The organism is Thermomonospora echinospora (genome assembly GCF_900108175.1).
Lineage (GTDB): Bacteria > Actinomycetota > Actinomycetes > Streptosporangiales > Streptosporangiaceae > Thermomonospora > Thermomonospora echinospora.
This window is the reverse complement of the sequence record NZ_FNVO01000017.1, coordinates 105,795-123,566: the sequence shown is the minus strand read 5'-3', so window position 1 is coordinate 123,566 and position 17,772 is coordinate 105,795. Positions and strand designations below refer to the sequence as shown.

The 17,772-nt window shown below is 73.1% G+C and carries 16 protein-coding genes; 14 read left to right on the top strand and 2 right to left on the bottom strand.

Translation table 11 applies throughout. From position 1 onward, the window contains the following. Nucleotides 1-54 precede the first annotated feature (54 nt). The 3 genes from C4U03_RS29660 to meaB all read left to right on the top strand — a co-directional run bounded on the left by C4U03_RS29660 (nucleotide 55) and on the right by meaB (nucleotide 3,620). Nucleotides 55-1,497 (top strand): class I adenylate-forming enzyme family protein, encoded by a 1,443-nt coding sequence (locus C4U03_RS29660; RefSeq protein WP_103942379.1) that lies wholly within the window; start codon nucleotides 55-57, stop codon nucleotides 1,495-1,497. Next, entirely contained in the window at nucleotides 1,490-2,644 is a 1,155-nt protein-coding gene (locus C4U03_RS29655; protein WP_103942377.1) for a thiolase family protein, read from the top strand. Before C4U03_RS29660 ends, C4U03_RS29655 begins: the two co-directional genes overlap by 8 nt. Nucleotides 2,645-2,756: 112 nt before the next feature. Beyond that, nucleotides 2,757-3,620 carry a methylmalonyl Co-A mutase-associated GTPase MeaB gene (meaB, locus tag C4U03_RS29650; protein ID WP_103942376.1) on the top strand — a complete coding sequence of 288 codons (864 nt, stop codon included), beginning with the start codon at nucleotides 2,757-2,759 and terminating at the stop codon, nucleotides 3,618-3,620. Here the strand turns inward: meaB and C4U03_RS29645 are convergent. Beyond that, nucleotides 3,610-4,458 (bottom strand): acyl-CoA thioesterase, encoded by an 849-nt coding sequence (locus C4U03_RS29645; protein WP_103942374.1) that lies wholly within the window; start codon nucleotides 4,456-4,458, stop codon nucleotides 3,610-3,612. The two genes, meaB and C4U03_RS29645, sit on opposite strands and share 11 nt — an antisense overlap. Before the next feature lie 159 nt (nucleotides 4,459-4,617). Next, a complete protein-coding gene (locus tag C4U03_RS29640) occupies nucleotides 4,618-5,664 on the bottom strand; it encodes an NAD(P)H-dependent amine dehydrogenase family protein (RefSeq protein ID WP_103942373.1) in 1,047 nt (348 codons plus the stop codon). Nucleotides 5,665-6,332: 668 nt separating this feature from the next. Here C4U03_RS29640 and C4U03_RS29630 point away from each other — a divergent pair. From C4U03_RS29630 to C4U03_RS29580, 11 genes are read left to right on the top strand one after another with little or no spacing between them, the layout of a single operon-like run. Then, nucleotides 6,333-7,706: an ABC transporter substrate-binding protein gene (locus C4U03_RS29630; protein WP_200827557.1), complete on the top strand. Its 1,374-nt coding sequence runs from the start codon at nucleotides 6,333-6,335 to the stop codon at nucleotides 7,704-7,706. Beyond that, complete coding sequence (locus tag C4U03_RS29625; protein ID WP_103942367.1) at nucleotides 7,706-9,817, top strand: branched-chain amino acid ABC transporter permease; 2,112 nt, start codon at nucleotides 7,706-7,708, stop codon at nucleotides 9,815-9,817. The genes C4U03_RS29630 and C4U03_RS29625 overlap by 1 nt, the downstream gene beginning before the upstream one ends. Further along, entirely contained in the window at nucleotides 9,798-10,508 is a 711-nt protein-coding gene (locus C4U03_RS29620; RefSeq protein WP_103942365.1) for an ABC transporter ATP-binding protein, read from the top strand. The genes C4U03_RS29625 and C4U03_RS29620 overlap by 20 nt, the downstream gene beginning before the upstream one ends. Continuing rightward, nucleotides 10,505-11,212: an ABC transporter ATP-binding protein gene (locus C4U03_RS29615; RefSeq protein WP_103942364.1), complete on the top strand. Its 708-nt coding sequence runs from the start codon at nucleotides 10,505-10,507 to the stop codon at nucleotides 11,210-11,212. Before C4U03_RS29620 ends, C4U03_RS29615 begins: the two co-directional genes overlap by 4 nt. Next, nucleotides 11,209-11,592: a hypothetical protein gene (locus tag C4U03_RS29610; RefSeq protein ID WP_103942362.1), complete on the top strand. Its 384-nt coding sequence runs from the start codon at nucleotides 11,209-11,211 to the stop codon at nucleotides 11,590-11,592. The genes C4U03_RS29615 and C4U03_RS29610 overlap by 4 nt, the downstream gene beginning before the upstream one ends. Continuing rightward, complete coding sequence (locus C4U03_RS29605) at nucleotides 11,558-11,875, top strand: hypothetical protein (protein ID WP_103942359.1); 318 nt, start codon at nucleotides 11,558-11,560, stop codon at nucleotides 11,873-11,875. Before C4U03_RS29610 ends, C4U03_RS29605 begins: the two co-directional genes overlap by 35 nt. An 11-nt stretch (nucleotides 11,876-11,886) precedes the next feature. After that, nucleotides 11,887-13,182 carry an amidohydrolase family protein gene (locus C4U03_RS29600; protein WP_103942358.1) on the top strand — a complete coding sequence of 432 codons (1,296 nt, stop codon included), beginning with the start codon at nucleotides 11,887-11,889 and terminating at the stop codon, nucleotides 13,180-13,182. Then, entirely contained in the window at nucleotides 13,179-13,904 is a 726-nt protein-coding gene (locus tag C4U03_RS29595) for an enoyl-CoA hydratase-related protein (RefSeq protein WP_103942356.1), read from the top strand. Before C4U03_RS29600 ends, C4U03_RS29595 begins: the two co-directional genes overlap by 4 nt. Further along, the gene (locus C4U03_RS29590) at nucleotides 13,901-15,070 is read left to right on the top strand and encodes an acyl-CoA dehydrogenase family protein (protein ID WP_327373918.1); all 1,170 of its coding nucleotides are present in this window, start codon (nucleotides 13,901-13,903) and stop codon (nucleotides 15,068-15,070) included. The genes C4U03_RS29595 and C4U03_RS29590 overlap by 4 nt, the downstream gene beginning before the upstream one ends. After that, nucleotides 15,067-16,023: an alpha/beta hydrolase gene (locus C4U03_RS29585; protein WP_200827555.1), complete on the top strand. Its 957-nt coding sequence runs from the start codon at nucleotides 15,067-15,069 to the stop codon at nucleotides 16,021-16,023. The genes C4U03_RS29590 and C4U03_RS29585 overlap by 4 nt, the downstream gene beginning before the upstream one ends. Next, a complete protein-coding gene (locus tag C4U03_RS29580) occupies nucleotides 16,023-17,519 on the top strand; it encodes a class I adenylate-forming enzyme family protein (protein ID WP_103942355.1) in 1,497 nt (498 codons plus the stop codon). Before C4U03_RS29585 ends, C4U03_RS29580 begins: the two co-directional genes overlap by 1 nt. The last annotated feature ends 253 nt before the right edge of the window (nucleotides 17,520-17,772 follow it).

The window sequence follows — 17,772 nt, the reverse complement described above, 5'->3', positions numbered from 1 at the left end:
CAACGCTTCCCTCTCTTGCAAGCAAGGATCTTGTTGAGAGAGAATAGCATTCTCATGAATATCGTCACGATCCTCGAAAAGGCGGCCGCCGCCGGCGATCGGGTGGCGGTGACGGCCGGGGACCGGTCGCCGACCGCCTCCGAACTGCTGCGCCTGGCCCACGCCGCCGCCCGTCGGTTCCGGGACTTTCCGGCCGTCCTTTATCTGGGCGCCAACCATCTCGCCTATCCCGTGGCCCTCTTCGGGGCGGCCCTGGCGGGCGTTCCGTTCGTTCCCCTTAACTACCGGCTGGGCGACCACCAGCTGACCGCGCTGCGGGAGCGCCACCCCGGCGCCCTCGTCCTGCGGCCCGCCGACCTCGACGGCTTCATCGAGACCGCCGAGCGCGAGGCGGGCGCGCAGAAAGCGGAACCGGCCCCAGGCGGTGACGAGGACTCGGTGGCGGTGCTGCTCTACACCAGCGGCACGACCGCCGCGCCCAAGGCGGCGGTGCTGCGGCACCGGCACCTGCTGGCGTACGTGCAGAACACGCTGAGGTTCGCCTCGGCCAAGGAGGAGGACGCGGCGCTGGTGGCGGTCCCGCCGTACCACGTCGCCGGGCTGGCCAACCTCCTGGCGAACCTCTACATGGGGCGCCGGGTGGTCTACCTGCCCTCGTTCGACCCGGGGGAGTGGCTGCGGACCGTCCGGGGGGAAGGGGTCACCCACGCGCTGCTGGTGCCGACGATGCTGGCGCGGATCGTCGGCGAGGTGCGCGGTGACGACGCCGGGACGCCGACGCTGCGCAGCATCTCCTACGGCGGCGCGCGCACCCCGCTGCCCGTGCTGGAACAGGCGATGCGGATCTTCCCGAAGGCCGGGTTCGTCAACGTCTACGGGCTGACGGAGACGGCGTCCTCGATCGCGGCGCTGGGACCGAAGGACCACCGCCGGGCGCTGGAGTCCACCGACCCGAAGGTACGGGCCCGCCTGCAGTCGGTGGGTCGGGCGCTGCCCGGGACCGAGTTCCAGATCCGCCGCGAGGACGGCACCACCGCCGGCGCCGGGGAGGCCGGGCTGGTGTTCGTGCGCGGCGAGCAGATCTCCGGCGAGTACGGCGGGGGGAACGCCCTGGACGACGGCGGCTGGTTCGCCACCCGGGACCGGGGATGGCTCGACGCCGACGGCTTCCTGTTCATCGAGGGACGCGCCGACGACACCATCATCCGGGGAGGGGAGAACATCGCCCCCGCCGAGATCGAGGACGTGCTGCTGGCCCATCCCGGGGTCGTCGAGGCGGCGGTGGTCGGCGTGCCCGACCCCGAGTGGGGGCAGCGGATCGTCGCCTTCCTCGTCGGCGAGGGGGACCCCGAGGAGATCCGGGGGTGGGTCCGGGAACGGCTGCGGTCCTCCAAGACGCCCGACGCCGTCGTGTTCCGCGCGGACCTGCCCAAGACCGACACCGGGAAGACCCTGCGCCGCGTCCTGCTGACCGAGTTGGAGAACACCCATGCCTGAAGCCGTCATCACCGCCGCCCTGCGCACCCCCATCGGCACCGCCTTCAAGGGGACCCTGCGCGACACCACCGCCTACGACCTGGCCGACCACGTGGTACGCGCGGCGGCGCGGGGGCTGGACCCGACCCTGATCGACGACGTCGTCCTCGGCGAGGGCCTGTACGGCGGCGGTGTGGTGGCCCGGCACGCCGCCATCACCGCTGGGCTCACCTCCGTCGCCGGGCTGTCCAACAACCGGCACTGCGCCGCGGGACAGGCGGCCGTGCAGAGCGCGGCCGCCAGTATCCGCGCCGGCATGGACGAACTGGTCATCGCCGGCGGCGTGAACTCGGCGTCCACCTCGCCGAAGTCCCGCTTCCGCGTCGGCGAGGACTGGCTCGACCCCTGGAACCCGCCGACCCACCCCGACCGGCCCGACGCCCCCAACCTCGACATGTCGATCACCGTGGGCTGGAACGCGGCCGTCCGGGCGGGCGTGACCCGCGAGGAGATGGACGCCTGGGCGCTGCGCTCGCACCGCAATGCCGTGCGCGCCATCGACGAGGGCCGCTTCACGGAGGAGATCGTCCCGATCGAGACCCCGCACGGGCTGTTCTCCGTCGACGAGCACCCGCGCCGCGACACCAGCATGGAGAAGCTGGCCTCGCTTAAGCCGCTGCACCCGGAGATCGAGGGCTTTAGCATCACCGCCGGCAACGCCAGCGGTGCCAACGACGCGGCGGCCGCTCTGGTGGTCGCCAGTGACCGGCTGGCGGCCGACCGGGGCCTGCCGGTCCTGGCCACCGTCCGGTCGTGGGCGTCGGTCGGCGTGGACCCCGCCGAGACCGGGCTGGCCCCGGTGAAGGCGATCCCCAAGGCCCTGGCCCGCGCGGGCCTGTCGCCCTCCGACGTCGACCTATTCGAGATCAACGAGGCGTTCGCCGCCATGTGCGTGGCCACCATCGGGCTGCTCGGCCTGGATCCGGAGCGGGTGAACGTCAACGGCAGCGGCTGCGGCCTCGGCCATCCGGTCGCCGCCACCGGCGCGCGGATGCTGGTTACGCTCGTGCACCAGCTGCGCCGCCAGGGCGGCGGCATCGGCGTCGCCGCGATGTGCGCCGGCGGCGGCATGGGCTCGGCCACGGTCATCGAGGTCCCGGCCCCGTGACCCGGCCGCTTCCCACCCGCTGCCAAGCCCTCCCGGCCCTCCCGCCACGTGCCCGCCCGGTGAACGAGCCGGGCGGCGCGGGCGGCGCGGCCGGGCTGGCGGGGAAGCGCTGATGGACGTTCCGGAACTGGTCACCGCCGCGGGCAAGGGTTCCCCGCGCGCGGTCGGGCGGCTGCTGAGCCTGGTCGAGGGCGCGCGCCGTGAGGAGGTGCTGGCGGCCCTCGGCCCGGCGGACCCTGCCCGGGTCGTCGGCGTGACGGGGCCGCCCGGCGCCGGCAAGTCGACGACCGTCGCGGCGCTCGTCGGGGCCTACCGGGAGCGCGGCCTGCGGGTGGCGGTGCTCGCCGTCGACCCGTCCTCGCCCTACAGCGGCGGCGCCCTGCTCGGCGACCGGATCCGGATGGCCGCGCACACGACCGACCCCGGCGTGCTCATCCGCTCGCTGGCGACCCGCGGGCATCTGGGCGGGCTGGCCGAGGCGGTCCCGGCGGCCGTGCGGGTGCTGGCGGCCCTGTCCTATGACCTGATCCTGCTGGAGACGGTGGGCGTCGGGCAGTCCGAGGTCGAGATCGCCGCCGTCGCCGACCCCACCGTCGTCATCCTCACCCCGGGGGCGGGCGACGCCGTGCAGGCCGCCAAGGCGGGCCTGCTGGAGGTCGCCGACCTCCTGGTCGTCAACAAGGCCGACCGCGACGGCGCCGACCAGACCGTCCGCGAACTGCGCATCGAGACCGGCACCCCAGTGCTCACCCTGGTCGCGGCGAAGGGCGAGGGCCTGCCCGCGCTGGTCGAGGCGATCGACGCCCACTACCGCGCCGACACCCTCGCCCGCCGGACGGCCCGTGCCCGCGCCCAGATCCTCTCCCTGGCCCAGACCCGCCTGCGCGCCCATCCCGGCTTGGCCGGCCTGGCCGCCGACGTGGCCGAGGGCCGTCTCGACCCGTACGCGGCGGCCGAGCGGCTGTTCACCGCTTGAAGCGGAGCAGGGCTTCCTGGGCGTAGGAGGCGACGAGTGAGCCGTCCTCGGCGAGGACGTCGCCCCGGCCGAAGCAGCGGCCGTGTGCCAGCAGCGGGCTGTGCTGGCGCAGCAGCAGCCACTCGTCGGTGCGGAAGGGACGGTGGAACCAGAGGGTGTGCGAGGTGACGGCGGAGGTGAACGCCGTGCCCGCGTCCCGCTGGCAGACCCCCTCCAGGGGGCGCAGGGCCGTGCCGATGAGGTTCAGGTCGGTGGCGTAGGCGGTCAGGGCGGGGGCCAGCCGCGGGTCGACCGGCGGGGTCCGCATCCACAGGTCCAGCTCGGGCGCCTCCGACTTGGGGGAGTCCAGGTCGGAGGCGGCCCGGGTCTCCCAGGGGATCAGGTCGAACCGCACGCGGTGCTCCGCGCCGAGGACGGCGGGGACCCCGGGGACGGTCTGGTGGTCGAGCCCGTCCTCGGCGGCGTGCAGGGACACCGAGGCGGTGGCCACGACGTCGGACGTCTGCCGGGCGACGATCGTCAACGTCGCGAAGGTGCCGCCCTCGTGGTGGCGCTCCACCTCGTAACGGACGGGCTCGTCGGCCCGGCCCGCGCGCGGGAACAGCACGTGCAGGGACTTGACGGCCTTGTCCGGGCAGGCGAGACAGGCCGCCCGGGCGAACTGGGCCAGCAGTTGCCCGCCGAACAGCCGGTGGTAGGTCAGCTGCTGGTTGCGTCCCTCGAAACGGACGGGCGCGGGGTCACCGGCCTGCGGCGGCTGCGCGTCGCCGCCTTGCGGTCCCGGCGCCGGCTCGCGCAGGTCCAGGCAGGCGAGAAGGTCACTCCAAAGATCGGTCACGGGTGCTCCAGCGTGGATCGGGAGAAGGGGACGGGCGGCCGGCGCCTGCGGCCGCCGGGTGGGCGTGCCGTGCGCGACGGTGAACGGCGAACGCCCGGATCGTGGCGGCGGACCGGGCGGCCGGGAACGGGGGGAATCCCCGGCCACCCGGCGACGGGCTCACCCGAGGGTGGCGATGATCTGGGGAAGGTCCACCGACGTGCGGATCCCCGGGGCCGCCGCGCAGACGAAGGGCACGGCGTTGACGGCACGGTTGGCCGTGTAGCCGGGCGACGTGGCGGCCATCCGCTCCAGCGGGACCGGGAAGCGCAGGTCGACGTCCAGCGGCGCGTCGCCCTCGACCGCGACGTGCCAGCCGGTGTCGCGGATGTCCCACGAGGCGTCCAGGTCGGTCGTGCAGTACCACGTGGCGCGGAAGCGCAGCACCGCACGGCCGCCTCGCACGCCCGACACCGTGATCCGCTGGGCGGCCACGGTCCCGGCCTCCAGGGCGCCGGCCGCGATGCGGGTCGTGTTACGCGCGGTCGCGACCTCCCCGCTCGCCTCCAGGGAGTCGAGCGGCATCGACAGCGCCTCGGCGACGAGCTCCAGCGACGGGCCGAAGCTGATCCGCCCGTGGGCCAGCCGGCGCTCGTCGAGCTCCGCGGGAGGCTTGCCGAAGCCCATCACGTCGAACAACAGCCCCGGGGAGTCGCGCTGCGACAGGTCGGCGAACTCGCTGATGGTCAGGCGGTCGAGCCGCCGCTGGATCGACGTCAGCACCAGCGGGACGGCCTCGGTGATGAACCCGGGGCTGCTGCCGGTGCTGTGGATCGAGGTGCCGCCGCGTTCGCAGGCGGCCTCGACCCGCTTGCGGAGCCCGGGGTCGAGGCTGTCGGGGCGGTGGAACTCGCCCCGGGTCGTGACGACGTTCGCGCCCGACTCCAGCAGCCGGCACACCTCGTCGAAGTCGCAGGCGGCCGGCATGTACAGCACGCAGTCGGCGCCGAGTGCCACGATCTCGTCGGCGTCCCGGGTCGCGGTGACACCGGTCGCGGCGAGCCCGCACAGCACGCCGGCGTCGACCCCCGCCTTGTCCGGGGAGTGGACGTACACCCCGGCCAGGGTCAGGTTCGGATGCTCGATGACGCCCCGCAGCGCGCGGGTGCCGATGTTCCCGGTGGCCCACTGGACGACCCGGTGGCCCCGGGCGGGCGCCGGGGTCACCTTCCGGTCCTGCGGCGTCCGCGCTCGTCGAGTCGCGCCTTGACCATGGAATCACCCCTCGATCTCGGTTACGGAGAACGCTATTCTCAGAACAGGAGATGGTCAATGCCGATTCGTCGGGCCGCGGGTCGCGCTCCGGGCCGGTCCGGCGCCGGTCGCGGGCTGAGCCGCGGCGCGCTTGCGTCCCGTACCGGCCACAGGGCGCTGACGTGCGGGTGCTCGCCCGGGCCGGCCGGCCGCGACCCGGTGGACCGGCTGGACGCGCAGGAAGGTGTGCAGGAAGGAGTCCCGTTCGGCCCCGGTCGCGGCGATCGTGGCTCCCCGTCGCCGTCCGGTTATGGCTCCTTCCGGAAACGCATGGTTGATTCTCCCCAGATGAAAAGCTAGTTTCCTCTCACCGAGAGGAGGGCGGCAGATGGCGCTCGGAGGTGAGGTCATGCCCGTCACCGGGTCGCGGCGGCGGTCGGCGAGGGCCATGCCGAGGCACCCGCGGGCGTCCGGGCCGCTTCGACGCCGCCGGCTCGCGATCCGGGCCCGTTCCGCATTCTCCGCCCGGGCCGAGCGGATCCCGCTTGGCCTCGGCCGGCCCCGCGCCACCGCGCTCCGGGCGGCCGGGGCGATCACCTGATTCACCAAGCCGGTCGGGGGACAGCATGAGGAGGAACCCCGTGAAACCGCACAAGACCATCGCCGCCCTGGCGGCGATCGCCCTGCTGGCCGCCGGATGCGGCGGCCGCGGCGGCACCAACGGCGAAGAGGAGCCCGGCGGGGCCGGGCAGAGCGTGTCAGGTGACTTCGGCGACTTGAAGGGCGTCTGTGGGCCCGGCGAGGCCAAGAGCGCCCCCGCCCAGGGCGTCACCGCCAAGGAGATCGAGGTCGGCGTCTTCACCGACATCGGCTTCACCAAGAAGTCCGAACTCGTCGACACCGCGAAGGTGTTCACCTCCTGGTGCAACGAGGCGGGCGGTGTCAACGGCCGCAAGCTCGTGGTCAACATCCGCGACGCCAAGCTGTTCGAGGCCCGCCAGCGGATGATCGAGGCCTGCCGCGAGGACTTCGCGATCGTCGGCGGCAGCGCCGTGTTCGACGGCACCGCGGTCAAGGACCGGCTGACCTGCCTGCTGCCCGACTTCCCCGGCCAGACCGTCCAGAACGAGGCCAACGGCTCGGACCTGCAGGTCTACCCGCTCGGCGCGGGCCACTCCTACAACCGTTACCACGGTTACTGGTCCTGGCTGATCAAGGAGGCCTACCCGGACTCGGCGAGCGCCATCGGCACCATCGCCGGTGACTCCCCCGGCCCCAAGATCCTCGCCGCGCAGGGCAAGGAGGCCCTGACGGCCGCCGGTGGGAAGGTCGTCTACAGCGACCTGCACCCGGCGCAGGGCGTCTCGGACTGGACTCCCTACGCCCAGGCCATCAAGAGCAAGGGCGTCAAGGGCCTGGTGTTCTTCGGGGACTTCAACAGCCTCTCCAAGCTCATGCTGGCGCTGACCAACATCGACTACAAGCTCGACTGGATCGACGCCAACGCCAACGCCTACAACCCCGCGTTCATCAAGATCGCCGGCAAGACCCTGGACACCCAGAACGCCTTCGCCGACCTCAGCGGGATGCACCCGCTGGAGGAGGCCGGCAGCAACCCCGCGACCAAGCAGTTCCTCGACCTGTTCGCCAAGTACGCCCCCGGCAAGGAGGCGACGCAGCCGGGACTGCGCGCCTTCTCGTCCTGGCTGCTGTTCGCCAAGGCGGCCAAGAGCTGCGGCGACGCCCTCACCCGCAAGTGCGTCCTGGAGGCGGCCCAAAAGGAGACCTCGTGGACGGGCGGCGGCCTCATCGCACCCATCGACCTGTCCAAGAAGGACGCCCCGCTGAAGTGCTTCAACGTCGTCAAGGCCAGCTCGCAGGGCTGGAAGCCCGCCGACTTCAAGCCGAACAGCGGCGCCTACCGCTGTGACGCCCCCGAGTACAAGTACACCGGCTCCTACGGCAAGCCCGTCACCCTGGCCGACGTCGGCAAGAGCCTGAGCGACCTCAAGTAATGGAACAGTTCCTTGCCTTCGGAGTCGTAGGCCTGACCACCGCCGCGGTCTACGCCGTCATCGGCAGCGGCCTGGTGCTCACCTACACCACCACCGGCGTGTTCAACTTCGCCCACGGGGCGACGGGCATGCTGGCGGCGTTCTCCTACTGGCAACTGGCCGAAGGGTGGGGGCTGCCGGTTCCGGTGGCCCTCGCCCTGGTGCTGCTCGTGCTCGCACCGGGCTTCGGCCTCCTGCTGGAACGGTTCGTGCTCCGGCACGCCCAGGGCCTGGGCGACGCCCAGCGGCTGGTGATCACGGTCGCGCTGCTGAGCGGCTTCATCGCCACCGCCCGGTGGGTCTGGGACCCCAACGAGCCCCGGCCGCTGTCGCCGTTCTTCGTCGACCGGGAACCGTTCCGCCTCGGCCCGGCCGTGATCACCTGGCACCAGGCCATCACCATGGCCGTCGCCGTGGCGGTCGCGGCCGGCCTGTGGGCCCTGCTGAACCGGACCCGCACCGGCGCGGAGATGCGGGCGACCGTCGACGACCGGGCCCTGGTGGGGCTGACCGGCGCCGACCCGGTCCGGGCCAACCGGGTCGCGTGGATGCTCGGCACCCAGCTCGCGGCGGTCGGCGGCATCCTCATCGCGCCGACCGTCGCGCTGGACGCCTCCCAGCTGTCGCTGCTGATCGTCAGCGCCTATGCCGCGGCCATCTTCGGCCGGCTGCGGAGCCTGCCGCTGACCTTCCTCGGCGCGGTCGTCGTCGGCTGCACCGAGAGCTTCCTGACCGGCTACCTGCCGCAGAACGAGTACCTGCCGGGGCTGCGGCTGGCCGCCCCCGCGCTGCTGCTGTTCGCGGTGCTGCTGCTGTTCCCGCACCGGCGGCTGCGCGGCCGGGACCGCAAGCTCATCCCGGTCCCGATGCCGTCGATGCGCGGGACGGCGGTGTTCGCCGCGTCCATCGTCGCGCTCGGCGTGCTGCTGGCGACGACGCTGGGCGAGGAGCAGGCCATCACCTACGGGTCGATGTTCGCGCTCGGCGTGGTCGCGCTGTCGTACGTGCCGCTGACCGGCTACGCCGGCCAGGTCTCGCTGTGCCAGCTGAGCATCGCGGGGATCGGCGCGGTGGTGTGGGCGCAGCTCGGCGCGCACGGAGAGCTGTGGGCGCTGGGAGCCACGATCCTGATCTCGGCGGTGGTCGGGGCGCTGATCGCGCTGCCCGCGCTGCGACTGTCGGGGGTGTACCTGGCCCTGGGCACGACCGCCTTCACCATCATCCTCGACCGGTGGATCTTCACCCTGCCCTCGTTCGAGCTGTTCGGGGTGCGGATCGCGCTGTTCCGGCAGGGCTCGGCGGAGGTGGTCGGGCCCAACCTGTTCGGCCTGCGGCTGGAGGACACCGCGCAGATCATGGTGTTCGCCGCGGTCTGCCTGGCCCTGGCCGTGCTCGGCGTGGCGGCGCTGCGCCGCGGCACGTTCGGGCGGCGGCTGATCGCGCTGCGCGACAGCGAGGCGGCCTACGCCACGCTCGGCGGCAATCTGCTGCTGGCCAAGGTGCTGGTGTTCTCCCTGTCGGCGGGCCTGGCGGGCCTGGGCGGGGCGCTGTACGGGATGCACCTGCGGTCGGTCACGGCCGAGAACTTCAACCTCGTGGCGGGGCTGCCGATCTTCCTGATCGCGGTGATCGGCGGGCTGGGCATGGTGGGCAACGGCCTGTTCACCGGCGCGTCGTTCGTGGGACCCAACGTACTGATCAGCGTGGCGCCGTGGCTGCACAACCCGATGGGGCTGCTGCCCGCCCTGGTCGGGATCGGGGTCAGCCGCCACCCCGAAGGGGTGCTGCCCATGATGCGCAGGGGATGGGAGCCCCTCGGCCGGGACCGGACCGTCCTGGCCGCGCTGCTCGGCCTGTTCGCGCTGGTGTGGGCGCTGCGGCTGGGCGACGTGATTGGCGGGTGGACGCTCTTCGTCGCCCTGCTGGTGGGCGCACACCTGCTGCAGAAGGCCGCGGCGGTCCGGCAGGCCGCGCAGACCGCGCCGGACGTTCCGGTCGAGTGGTGGGGCGTGCGGCGGCCCTGGCGCGCGGAGGACAAGGAGGTGCTGGCCCGTGGGCTCGCTGCAGGTTAGCGGGGTGACGGTCGCCTTCGGCGGCCACCGCGCACTGGACGACGTCGCCATGACGGCCGAGCCGGGTCGGGTCACCGGCCTGATCGGGCCGAACGGCGCCGGCAAGAGCACCCTGTTCGACGTGGTGTCCGGGCTGCGCCGGCCCTCCTCGGGGCGGGTGGTCCTGGACGGCCGGGACGTCACCCGGCTCGGGCCCGCGCGCCGGGCCCGGCACGGCCTGGCCCGCACGTTCCAGCGGCTGGAGCTGTTCGGCCGCCTCAGCGTCGGCGACAACCTGCGCGTCGCCGCCGAACTGGGGCCCGAACGGCGGCGGGCGGACCACGTCGTCACCGAGATCCTCGACCGGCTCGGCCTGGCCCACCTCGCCGACACGCCGTCGGACTCGCTGTCCACCGGCGTCGCCCGGCTGGTCGAGGTGGGCCGGGCGATGGCCGCGCGGCCCAAGCTCCTGCTGCTGGACGAGCCCGCGGCCGGCCAGGACGGCGAGGAGACCGAGCGGTTCGCGGCCCTGCTGCGCTCGCTGGCCGGCGACGGGACCGCCGTCGTCCTGGTCGAGCACGACATGGGCCTGGTCATGAACGTGTGCGACGAGGTGCACGTGCTCAACCTCGGAAAGATCATCGCCTCCGGCCCGCCCGAGGTGATCCGGCGAGACGAGACGGTCCTGGCGGCCTACCTGGGGGACGCGTGAACCCGCTGCTCGAACTGCGCGAGATCCGCGCCGCCTACGACGGCATCACCGCCCTGCACGGCGTCGACCTGCGCGTCGGCGCCGGGCAGGTGGTGGCCCTGCTCGGCCCGAACGGCGCCGGCAAGACGACCACGCTGCGGGTCGCCGCGGGCGTCCACCCGGCCGAGTCGGGCCGGCTGCTGCTGGGCGGACGCGACCTGACCGGTGCCGACCCCCGCGACCTGGCCCGCGCCGGGGTCTGCCTGATCCCCGAGGGCCGCGGCGTGTTCCCCAACCTGTCGGTCCGCGACAACCTGCTGATGATGACCTTCACCGGCCGCTCCCGCGAGCAGGTGGAGGAAGTCGCCTTCGCCCGGTTCCCGATCCTGGCCAAGCGGGCCACACAGACGGCCGGGACCCTGTCCGGCGGCGAGCAGCAGATGCTCGCCCTGGCCCGGGGCCTGGCCACCGACCCCGCGGTGCTGCTGCTGGACGAGCTGTCCATGGGCCTGGCGCCGCTGATCGTCGCCGAGCTGTACGAGCAGGTCGCCGAGATCGCCCGGCAGGGCGTGGCGGTGCTGGTCGTCGAGCAGTTCGCGGCGGCCGTCCTGGACATCGCCGACCACGCCGCCGTGATGGTCCGCGGCCGCATCGAACGCCACGGCCGCCCCGACGACGGGCTGCGCACCGAACTGTCCGCCCTCTACCTGGGGAGTTCCACATGACCTCGACCGAGACGCGCGCGGACCGCTTCGTCCGCGAACTGGCGGAACTGAAGATCCCCGACCCAGCCGCCGGGCGGGCCGCGCTGTGGCTGCGCCTGGGCGTGGCGCTGATGGCGGCCGGTCTGGTGCTCGGGGCATCGGCCTACTTCATGTCGCACGGCACCCGCGACCCGCTCGTCCAGCGGGACGCCCTCGCGCTCGCCCTGGGCGGGGTGTCCGCGGCCGTCGTGGGATCGGCGCTCTTCCTGCGCTACTCGCTGACCGGCTTCCTGCGGTTCTGGATGGCCCGCCAGTCCTATGACCTCACCCAGCTCGCCGACCGTCTGCTCGAAAGGGACATCCGCCATGAACTCAACGGCAACGACACTGCGTCCCGGTGACCAGCTCGCCAGCACCGTGTGTACCACGCGGGTGGTGGTCGTCCGCGCGCCCGACGGCGAGCGGCCGCAGCTCGCCTGCGGGGGCAGCCCCATGGTCCCCGCGGCCTCCGCGCAGCCGTCGCAGTCCAGCGCGGCCGACGCCGCCACGCTGATCGGCAAGCGCTACGTCAACGCCGCCGGGACGCTGGAACTGCTGTGCATCTCCTCGGGCGCGGGCGAGCTGAGCTGCGACGGCGTCCCGATGACCCTCAAGGCGGCCAAGCCGCTGCCCGCCTCCGACTGAAGGGAACCGCCATGAACCGCGACGACATGATCCTCATCAGCGTCGACGACCACATCATCGAACCGCCCGACATGTTCGTGAACCACCTGCCGGAACGCTACAAGGCCGAGGCGCCGCGCCTGGTGCACCGCGACGACGGCACCGACGTATGGCAGTTCCGGGAGACGGTGATCCCCAACGCCGCGCTGAACGCGGTGGCCGGGCGCCCCAAGGAGGAGTACGGCCTCGAACCGCAGGGCCTGGACGAGATCCGCCCCGGCTGTTACGACGTGCACGAGCGCGTCAAGGACATGAACGCCGGCGGCATCCTGGCGTCGATGAACTTCCCGTCGTTCCCCGGCTTCGCCGCCCGGCTGTTCGCCACCGAGGACCACGACTTCTCGCTGTCCCTGGTACGGGCCTACAACGACTGGCACATCGACGAGTGGTGCGGCGCCTACCCGGGCCGGTTCATCCCGATGGCGCTGCCGGTGATCTGGGACCCGGAGGCGTGCGCGGCCGAGATCCGCCGGGTGGCCGCCAAGGGCTGCCACTCGCTGACCTTCAGCGAGAACCCGGCCGCCATGGGCTACCCGAGCTTCCACAGCGAGCACTGGGACCCGGTGTGGCGGGCGCTGTGCGACACCGGCACCGTGCTGAACGTGCACATCGGCTCCTCGGGCCGGCTGGCGGTCCCGGCGGTGGACTCGCCGCCGGACGTGATGATCACCCTGCAGCCGATGAACATCGTCTCGGCCGCCGCCGACCTGCTGTGGTCACGGGTGATCAAGGAGTTCCCCGACATCCGCATCGCCCTGTCCGAGGGCGGCACCGGCTGGATCCCCTACTTCCTGGAGCGGGTGGACCGCACGTTCGAGATGCACGCCACCTGGACGCTGCAGGACTTCGGCGGGAAGCTGCCCAGCGAGGTGTTCCGCGAGCACTTCCTGACCTGCTTCATCAGCGACCCGCTCGGCGTGAAGCTGCGCCACGACATCGGCATCGACAACATCTGCTGGGAGGCCGACTACCCGCACAGCGACTCGATGTGGCCCGGCGCCCCCGAGGAACTGCACGAGGTGCTGGTGCGCCACGACGTTCCCGACTCCGACATCGACAAGATGACCCACGAGAACGCCATGCGCTGGTACTCCTTCGACCCGTTCGCCCACGTTCCGCGCGAGCAGGCCACCGTCGGAGCCCTGCGGGCCGCGTCCGCCGACCACGACGTGTCCATCCAGTCCCGCAGCAAGCGCATCATCGACCCCTCCGAGAAACTGGCCGGCTACCGGGAGCGGGCCAAGCGGGCGGTGGAAGCCGCCCGATGAGCGATCTCGTGCTGACCGAACGGGTCGGCAACGTGCTCGTGATGACCATGAACCGGCCCGAGGCGCGCAACGCCCTCGATCCGGCGCTCATGGACGAGCTGACGGTGGTGCTGCGGTCCGCCGACGCCGACCCCGAGGTCCGCGCGGTCGTCCTCACCGGGGCGGGTACGGTCTTCTGCGCCGGGCTCGACCTGAAGGCGTTCGCGTGCGGAGCCGACTACAAGAAGCTGCTGTGGTTCTACCACCGGGGCATCGCCACCCCGGTGGTGGCGGCGCTGAACGGCTCCGCTCTGGCTGGGGGCTTCGAGCTGCTGCTGGCCTGCGACCTGGTCATCGCCGCCGAGGGCGCCCGGCTCGGGATGACCGAGGTCAAGCGCGGCCTGTTCGCCGGCGGCGGCGGGACGCTGCTGTCGCGCCGGGTGCCCACGGCCGTGGCGCTGGAGATGGGACTGACCGGCGACCCGGTCACCGCCACGCGCGCCTACGAGTTCGGCCTGGTGAACCGGGTCGTCCCGGCCGAGCGGGTGCTGCCCGAGGCGCTGGAGCTGGCCGGGCGGATCGCGGCGAACGGCCCGCTGGGCGTGGCGATGACCAAGAAGCTGATGCGCGAGCGCCGCTGGTGCACCCCCGACGAGGTCGAGGCGGTGTTCGGCAGCGCCGACGCCAAGGAGGGCGCCCGCGCGTTCGCCGAACGCCGGCCGCCACTATGGACGGGAAGGTGACCGTGGACTTCGCGCTGAACGACGAGCAGCGCCTGTTCCGGCAGACGCTGCGGGACTTCGCCGACAAGGAGATCATGCCGGTCGCCTCCGAGTGGGAGCGGACCGGACGGTACCCGGCGGAGATCGTCGAGCGGCTGCGGGAACTCGGCCTGTTCGGCCTCAACGTCCCCGAGGAGTACGGCGGGCTCGCCGCCGACCGGGTCTCCTACGCGCTGGCCTTCGAGGAGATCGCCCGTGCCTGGCTGGGCGCGGCCGGGCTGTTCGGCCCGCACTCGGTCGCCTGCTGGCTGGTGGCCCGCAACGGCACGGCCGAGCAGAAGGAGCGCTACCTGCCCCGGATGGCGACCGGCGAGATGCGGTCGGGGATCTGCCTGACCGAGCCGGGCGCCGGCACCGACCTGCAGGGCATCGCGACGACGGCGGTGCGGGACGGCGACCACTACGTGGTGACGGGCGCCAAGACCTGGATCACCAACGCGCGGGTCGCCGGCGTGCTGCCCGTCCTGGTGAAGACGGGCGGCGAGCGCTCTCCCCGGGCCTTGTCGGTGCTGCTGGTGGAGACCGCCTCACCGGGCTTCAAGGTCACCCGCGACCTGCCCAAGCTCGGCTACAAGGGGCCGGAGAGCAGCGAACTCGTTCTGGACCAGGTGCGGGTGCCGGTGGAGAACCTGCTGGGCGGCGAGGAGGGCCGCGGCATGCAGCAGATCCTCGGCGGGCTGGAGATCGGCCGGATCAACATCGCCGCCCGCGCGGTCGGCGTCGCGCAGGCGGCCTACGACGCGGCGCTGGGCTACTCGCGGGAACGGGAGGCGTTCGGCCGCCCCATCTCCGACTTCCAGGCCATCCAGCTCAAGCTCGCCGACATGGCCACCGAGATCCAGGCCGCCCGGCTGCTGACCTACTGGGCGGCGTCCAGATCCCAGGCCACCGGCGGCCGGGTGGACATGGAGGCGGGCATGGCCAAGATGTACGCCTCCGAGGTCGCCATCAAGTGCGCGCTGGAGTCGATGCGCATCCACGGCGGCTACGGCTACTCGGCGGAGTTCGTCGTCGAGCGGCTGTACCGGGACGCCCCGCTGATGGCCATCGGCGAGGGGACCAACGACGTCCAGCGCCTGGTCATCGCCCGGTCGCTGGTGTCGGGCAAGGGGCGGCTGGGCTGGTGACCGTCCCGACGGAGCCCCGGCCCGGTCACCGCGTCGTGGACGTCGGCGGCGTCCCGATGTCGGCGCTGGTGGGGGAGGTGCCGCGGCCACGGGCGGTCGTCGTCGCCCTGCACGGGGGCGCGACGACGTCGGTGTACTACGACGCGCCGAACCGGCCACGGCTGTCGCTGCTACGGACCGGCGCGGCGCTCGGATTCACCGTCATCGCCCTGGACCGGCCCGGATACGGCGGTTCCGAGGCCTACGCCGACCGGCTCACCGACCCGCGGCGGCGGGTCGATCTCGCCTACGGGGCGGTGGACCGGCTGCTGGAGGCGCGTCCCCGGGGCGCGGGCGTCTTCGTGATGGCGCATTCGGTCGGCTGCGCGCTGGCCGTCCGGATGGCCGCCGACGAACGCGGCGCCGACCTGCTGGGCCTGGAGATCGCCGGCACCGGCCTGCACCGCCAGCCCCGCGCGGACGAAATCCTGCTGGCACGGCACCAGGACCTGCTGGACGGCCTGGAGGGACGGGGGCGCCGGCGGCCGGCGACCGCCGGCGCCCCCGGGGCGGCGGGCGGCGGGCTGCGCGACCTCATCTGGGGGCCGCGCCATCTCTACCCGGCCGACGTCGCCGGCATCTCCTCCGCCACCCCCGGATACGAGGGGGTCGAGGTGGAGCACTGGCGGCAGACCCTCCCCGACCTCGCGGCCCGGATACGCGTCCCGGTGCACTACAGCCTCGGCGACCACGAGACGGTGTGGCGGTGCGGCCCGGTAGGGCTGGCCGAGGTCGCGGCCCTGTTCACCACGTCCCCCCGGGTCGTCGTCCACGAGCAGGTGAACAGCGGGCACAACCTGAGCGTCGGGCTGTCGGCCAGGGCGTACCACCTGAAGGTGCTGTCGTTCGTCGAGGAATGCGCCCTGGCCCGTGAAGCGGCCCCCCTTCCCTCGCATCGACAAGGAGCGCTGTGATGAATCTGGCCATGATCCTCGACATGGTCGCCGACGGGATGACCGACCGTGTCCTGCTCGGCGGCCGCTCCGGCGGCCTGACCGGGGCCGGGCTGCGCGCCAGGGCCGTGGCGGGGGCCGGGTTCGTCGCCTCGGCGGGCGCGGACCGGCTGGTCTACCTCGGCGGGAACGGCCCGGTGTTCCCGGTGGCGCTGCTGGCCGCCACGCTGGCCGGCGTCCCGTTCCTGCCGCTGAACTACCGGCTCAGCGCCGAGCAGCTCGACGAGGTGATGAGCCGGCAGCGGGCGCCGCTGGTCGTCACCGACACCCCGGAGCGGGTGCCCGGGGCCGGTACGGTCGGCATCGAGGAGTTCCTGCGGCTGCCCGCCGCCGGGCCGGCGCCGCGCTCGGCGTACGACATCGACGCCGAATCGATCGCCGTGCTGCTGATGACCAGCGGCACCACCGCGGCGCCCAAGAGCGCGGTGCTGCGGCATCAGCACCTGGTCTCCTACCTGTTCGGCTCGGTCGAGTTCGCCTCCGCCGACGAGACCGACGCCACCCTGGTCAGCGTCCCCCCGTACCACATCGCGGCGGTCGCCAACGCGCTGTCCAACCTCTACTCCGGCCGGCGGGTCGTCTACCTCGACCACTTCACCGCCGCCGGGTGGCTCGACACCGTCGAGCGCGAGGGCGTCACGCACGCGATGGTCGTGCCGACCATGCTGGTGCGGATCGTCGCCGAGCTGAAGGCCCGCGGCCGGCGGGCGCCCGCGCACCTGCGGTCGCTGTCCTACGGCGGCGCGAAGATCTCCGGGGAGGTCATCGAGGAGGCGCTGCGGCTGTTCCCGCACACGGGCTTCGTCAACGCCTACGGCCTCACCGAGACCGCCTCGTCGATCGCGGTGCTGGGGCCCGAGGAGCACCGGGAGGCGGCGGCCAGCCCCGACCCCGCCGTCCGGGCGCGGCTGGGCTCGGTCGGCCGGGCGCTGCCGGCGGTGCAGATCGAGGTCCACGACCCGGAGGGCAGGCCCTGCGCTCCGGGTCAGGTCGGCGACATCGTCGTGCGCGGGGCACAGGTGGCGGGGGAGTACGTCGAGGCGGGCAGCCTGGTCCGCGAGGACGGCTGGTTCCCCACCCGCGACCGCGGTCATCTCGACGAGGACGGCTTCCTGTTCGTGCAGGGGCGGGCCGACGACACGATCATCCGCGGCGGCGAGAACATCGCCCCCGCCGAGATCGAGGACGTGCTCGCCCGGCACGAAACGGTCCTGGAGTGCGCCGTGGCCGGCGTGCCCGACCTGGAGTGGGGCCAGCGCATCGCGGCGTTCGTCGTCCCGCGGCCCGGACGGCGGGCCGACCCGGCCGAGCTGCGGGAGTGGGTGCGCGAGCGGCTGCGCGGCTCGAAGACGCCCGATGACATCGTGCTCCTGGACGAGCTGCCGACCACACCCACGGGCAAGATCCTGCGCCGCGAGCTCGTGGAGATCGTCCGGGACGGGGCGGACACGCGGTGACCGGCTGAGCCGTGCACCGCGGGTCCTGCTGATCATCGACACCGGCCCGGCCGCCCTTCGGCGGCCGGGCCGTTCGGCGTCCGCACCGCGCGCCGGCCGGGCCCGTGGTCGCGGCGGGCGGCCGGCCGGTGCGCCGGAACAGGCGCCCGGCCGTGCCCGGGAACGGGCTCCATCGCCTCATCCGGCCGTCCGTCACCGGCCTCGTTCCTGGTGACACCTGTGTGACACCGGCCCGGAGGTCATCGTGACGCTG

Coding starts and splice junctions, on each gene's coding strand:
- C4U03_RS29660 (WP_103942379.1), top strand. CDS start 55: ATGAATATCGTCACGATCCTCGAAAAGGCGGCCGCCGCCGGCGATCGG.
- C4U03_RS29655 (WP_103942377.1), top strand. CDS start 1,490: ATGCCTGAAGCCGTCATCACCGCCGCCCTGCGCACCCCCATCGGCACC.
- meaB (WP_103942376.1), top strand. CDS start 2,757: ATGGACGTTCCGGAACTGGTCACCGCCGCGGGCAAGGGTTCCCCGCGC.
- C4U03_RS29625 (WP_103942367.1), top strand. CDS start 7,706: ATGGAACAGTTCCTTGCCTTCGGAGTCGTAGGCCTGACCACCGCCGCG.
- C4U03_RS29610 (WP_103942362.1), top strand. CDS start 11,209: ATGACCTCGACCGAGACGCGCGCGGACCGCTTCGTCCGCGAACTGGCG.
- C4U03_RS29605 (WP_103942359.1), top strand. CDS start 11,558: ATGAACTCAACGGCAACGACACTGCGTCCCGGTGACCAGCTCGCCAGC.
- C4U03_RS29600 (WP_103942358.1), top strand. CDS start 11,887: ATGAACCGCGACGACATGATCCTCATCAGCGTCGACGACCACATCATC.
- C4U03_RS29595 (WP_103942356.1), top strand. CDS start 13,179: ATGAGCGATCTCGTGCTGACCGAACGGGTCGGCAACGTGCTCGTGATG.
- C4U03_RS29580 (WP_103942355.1), top strand. CDS start 16,023: ATGAATCTGGCCATGATCCTCGACATGGTCGCCGACGGGATGACCGAC.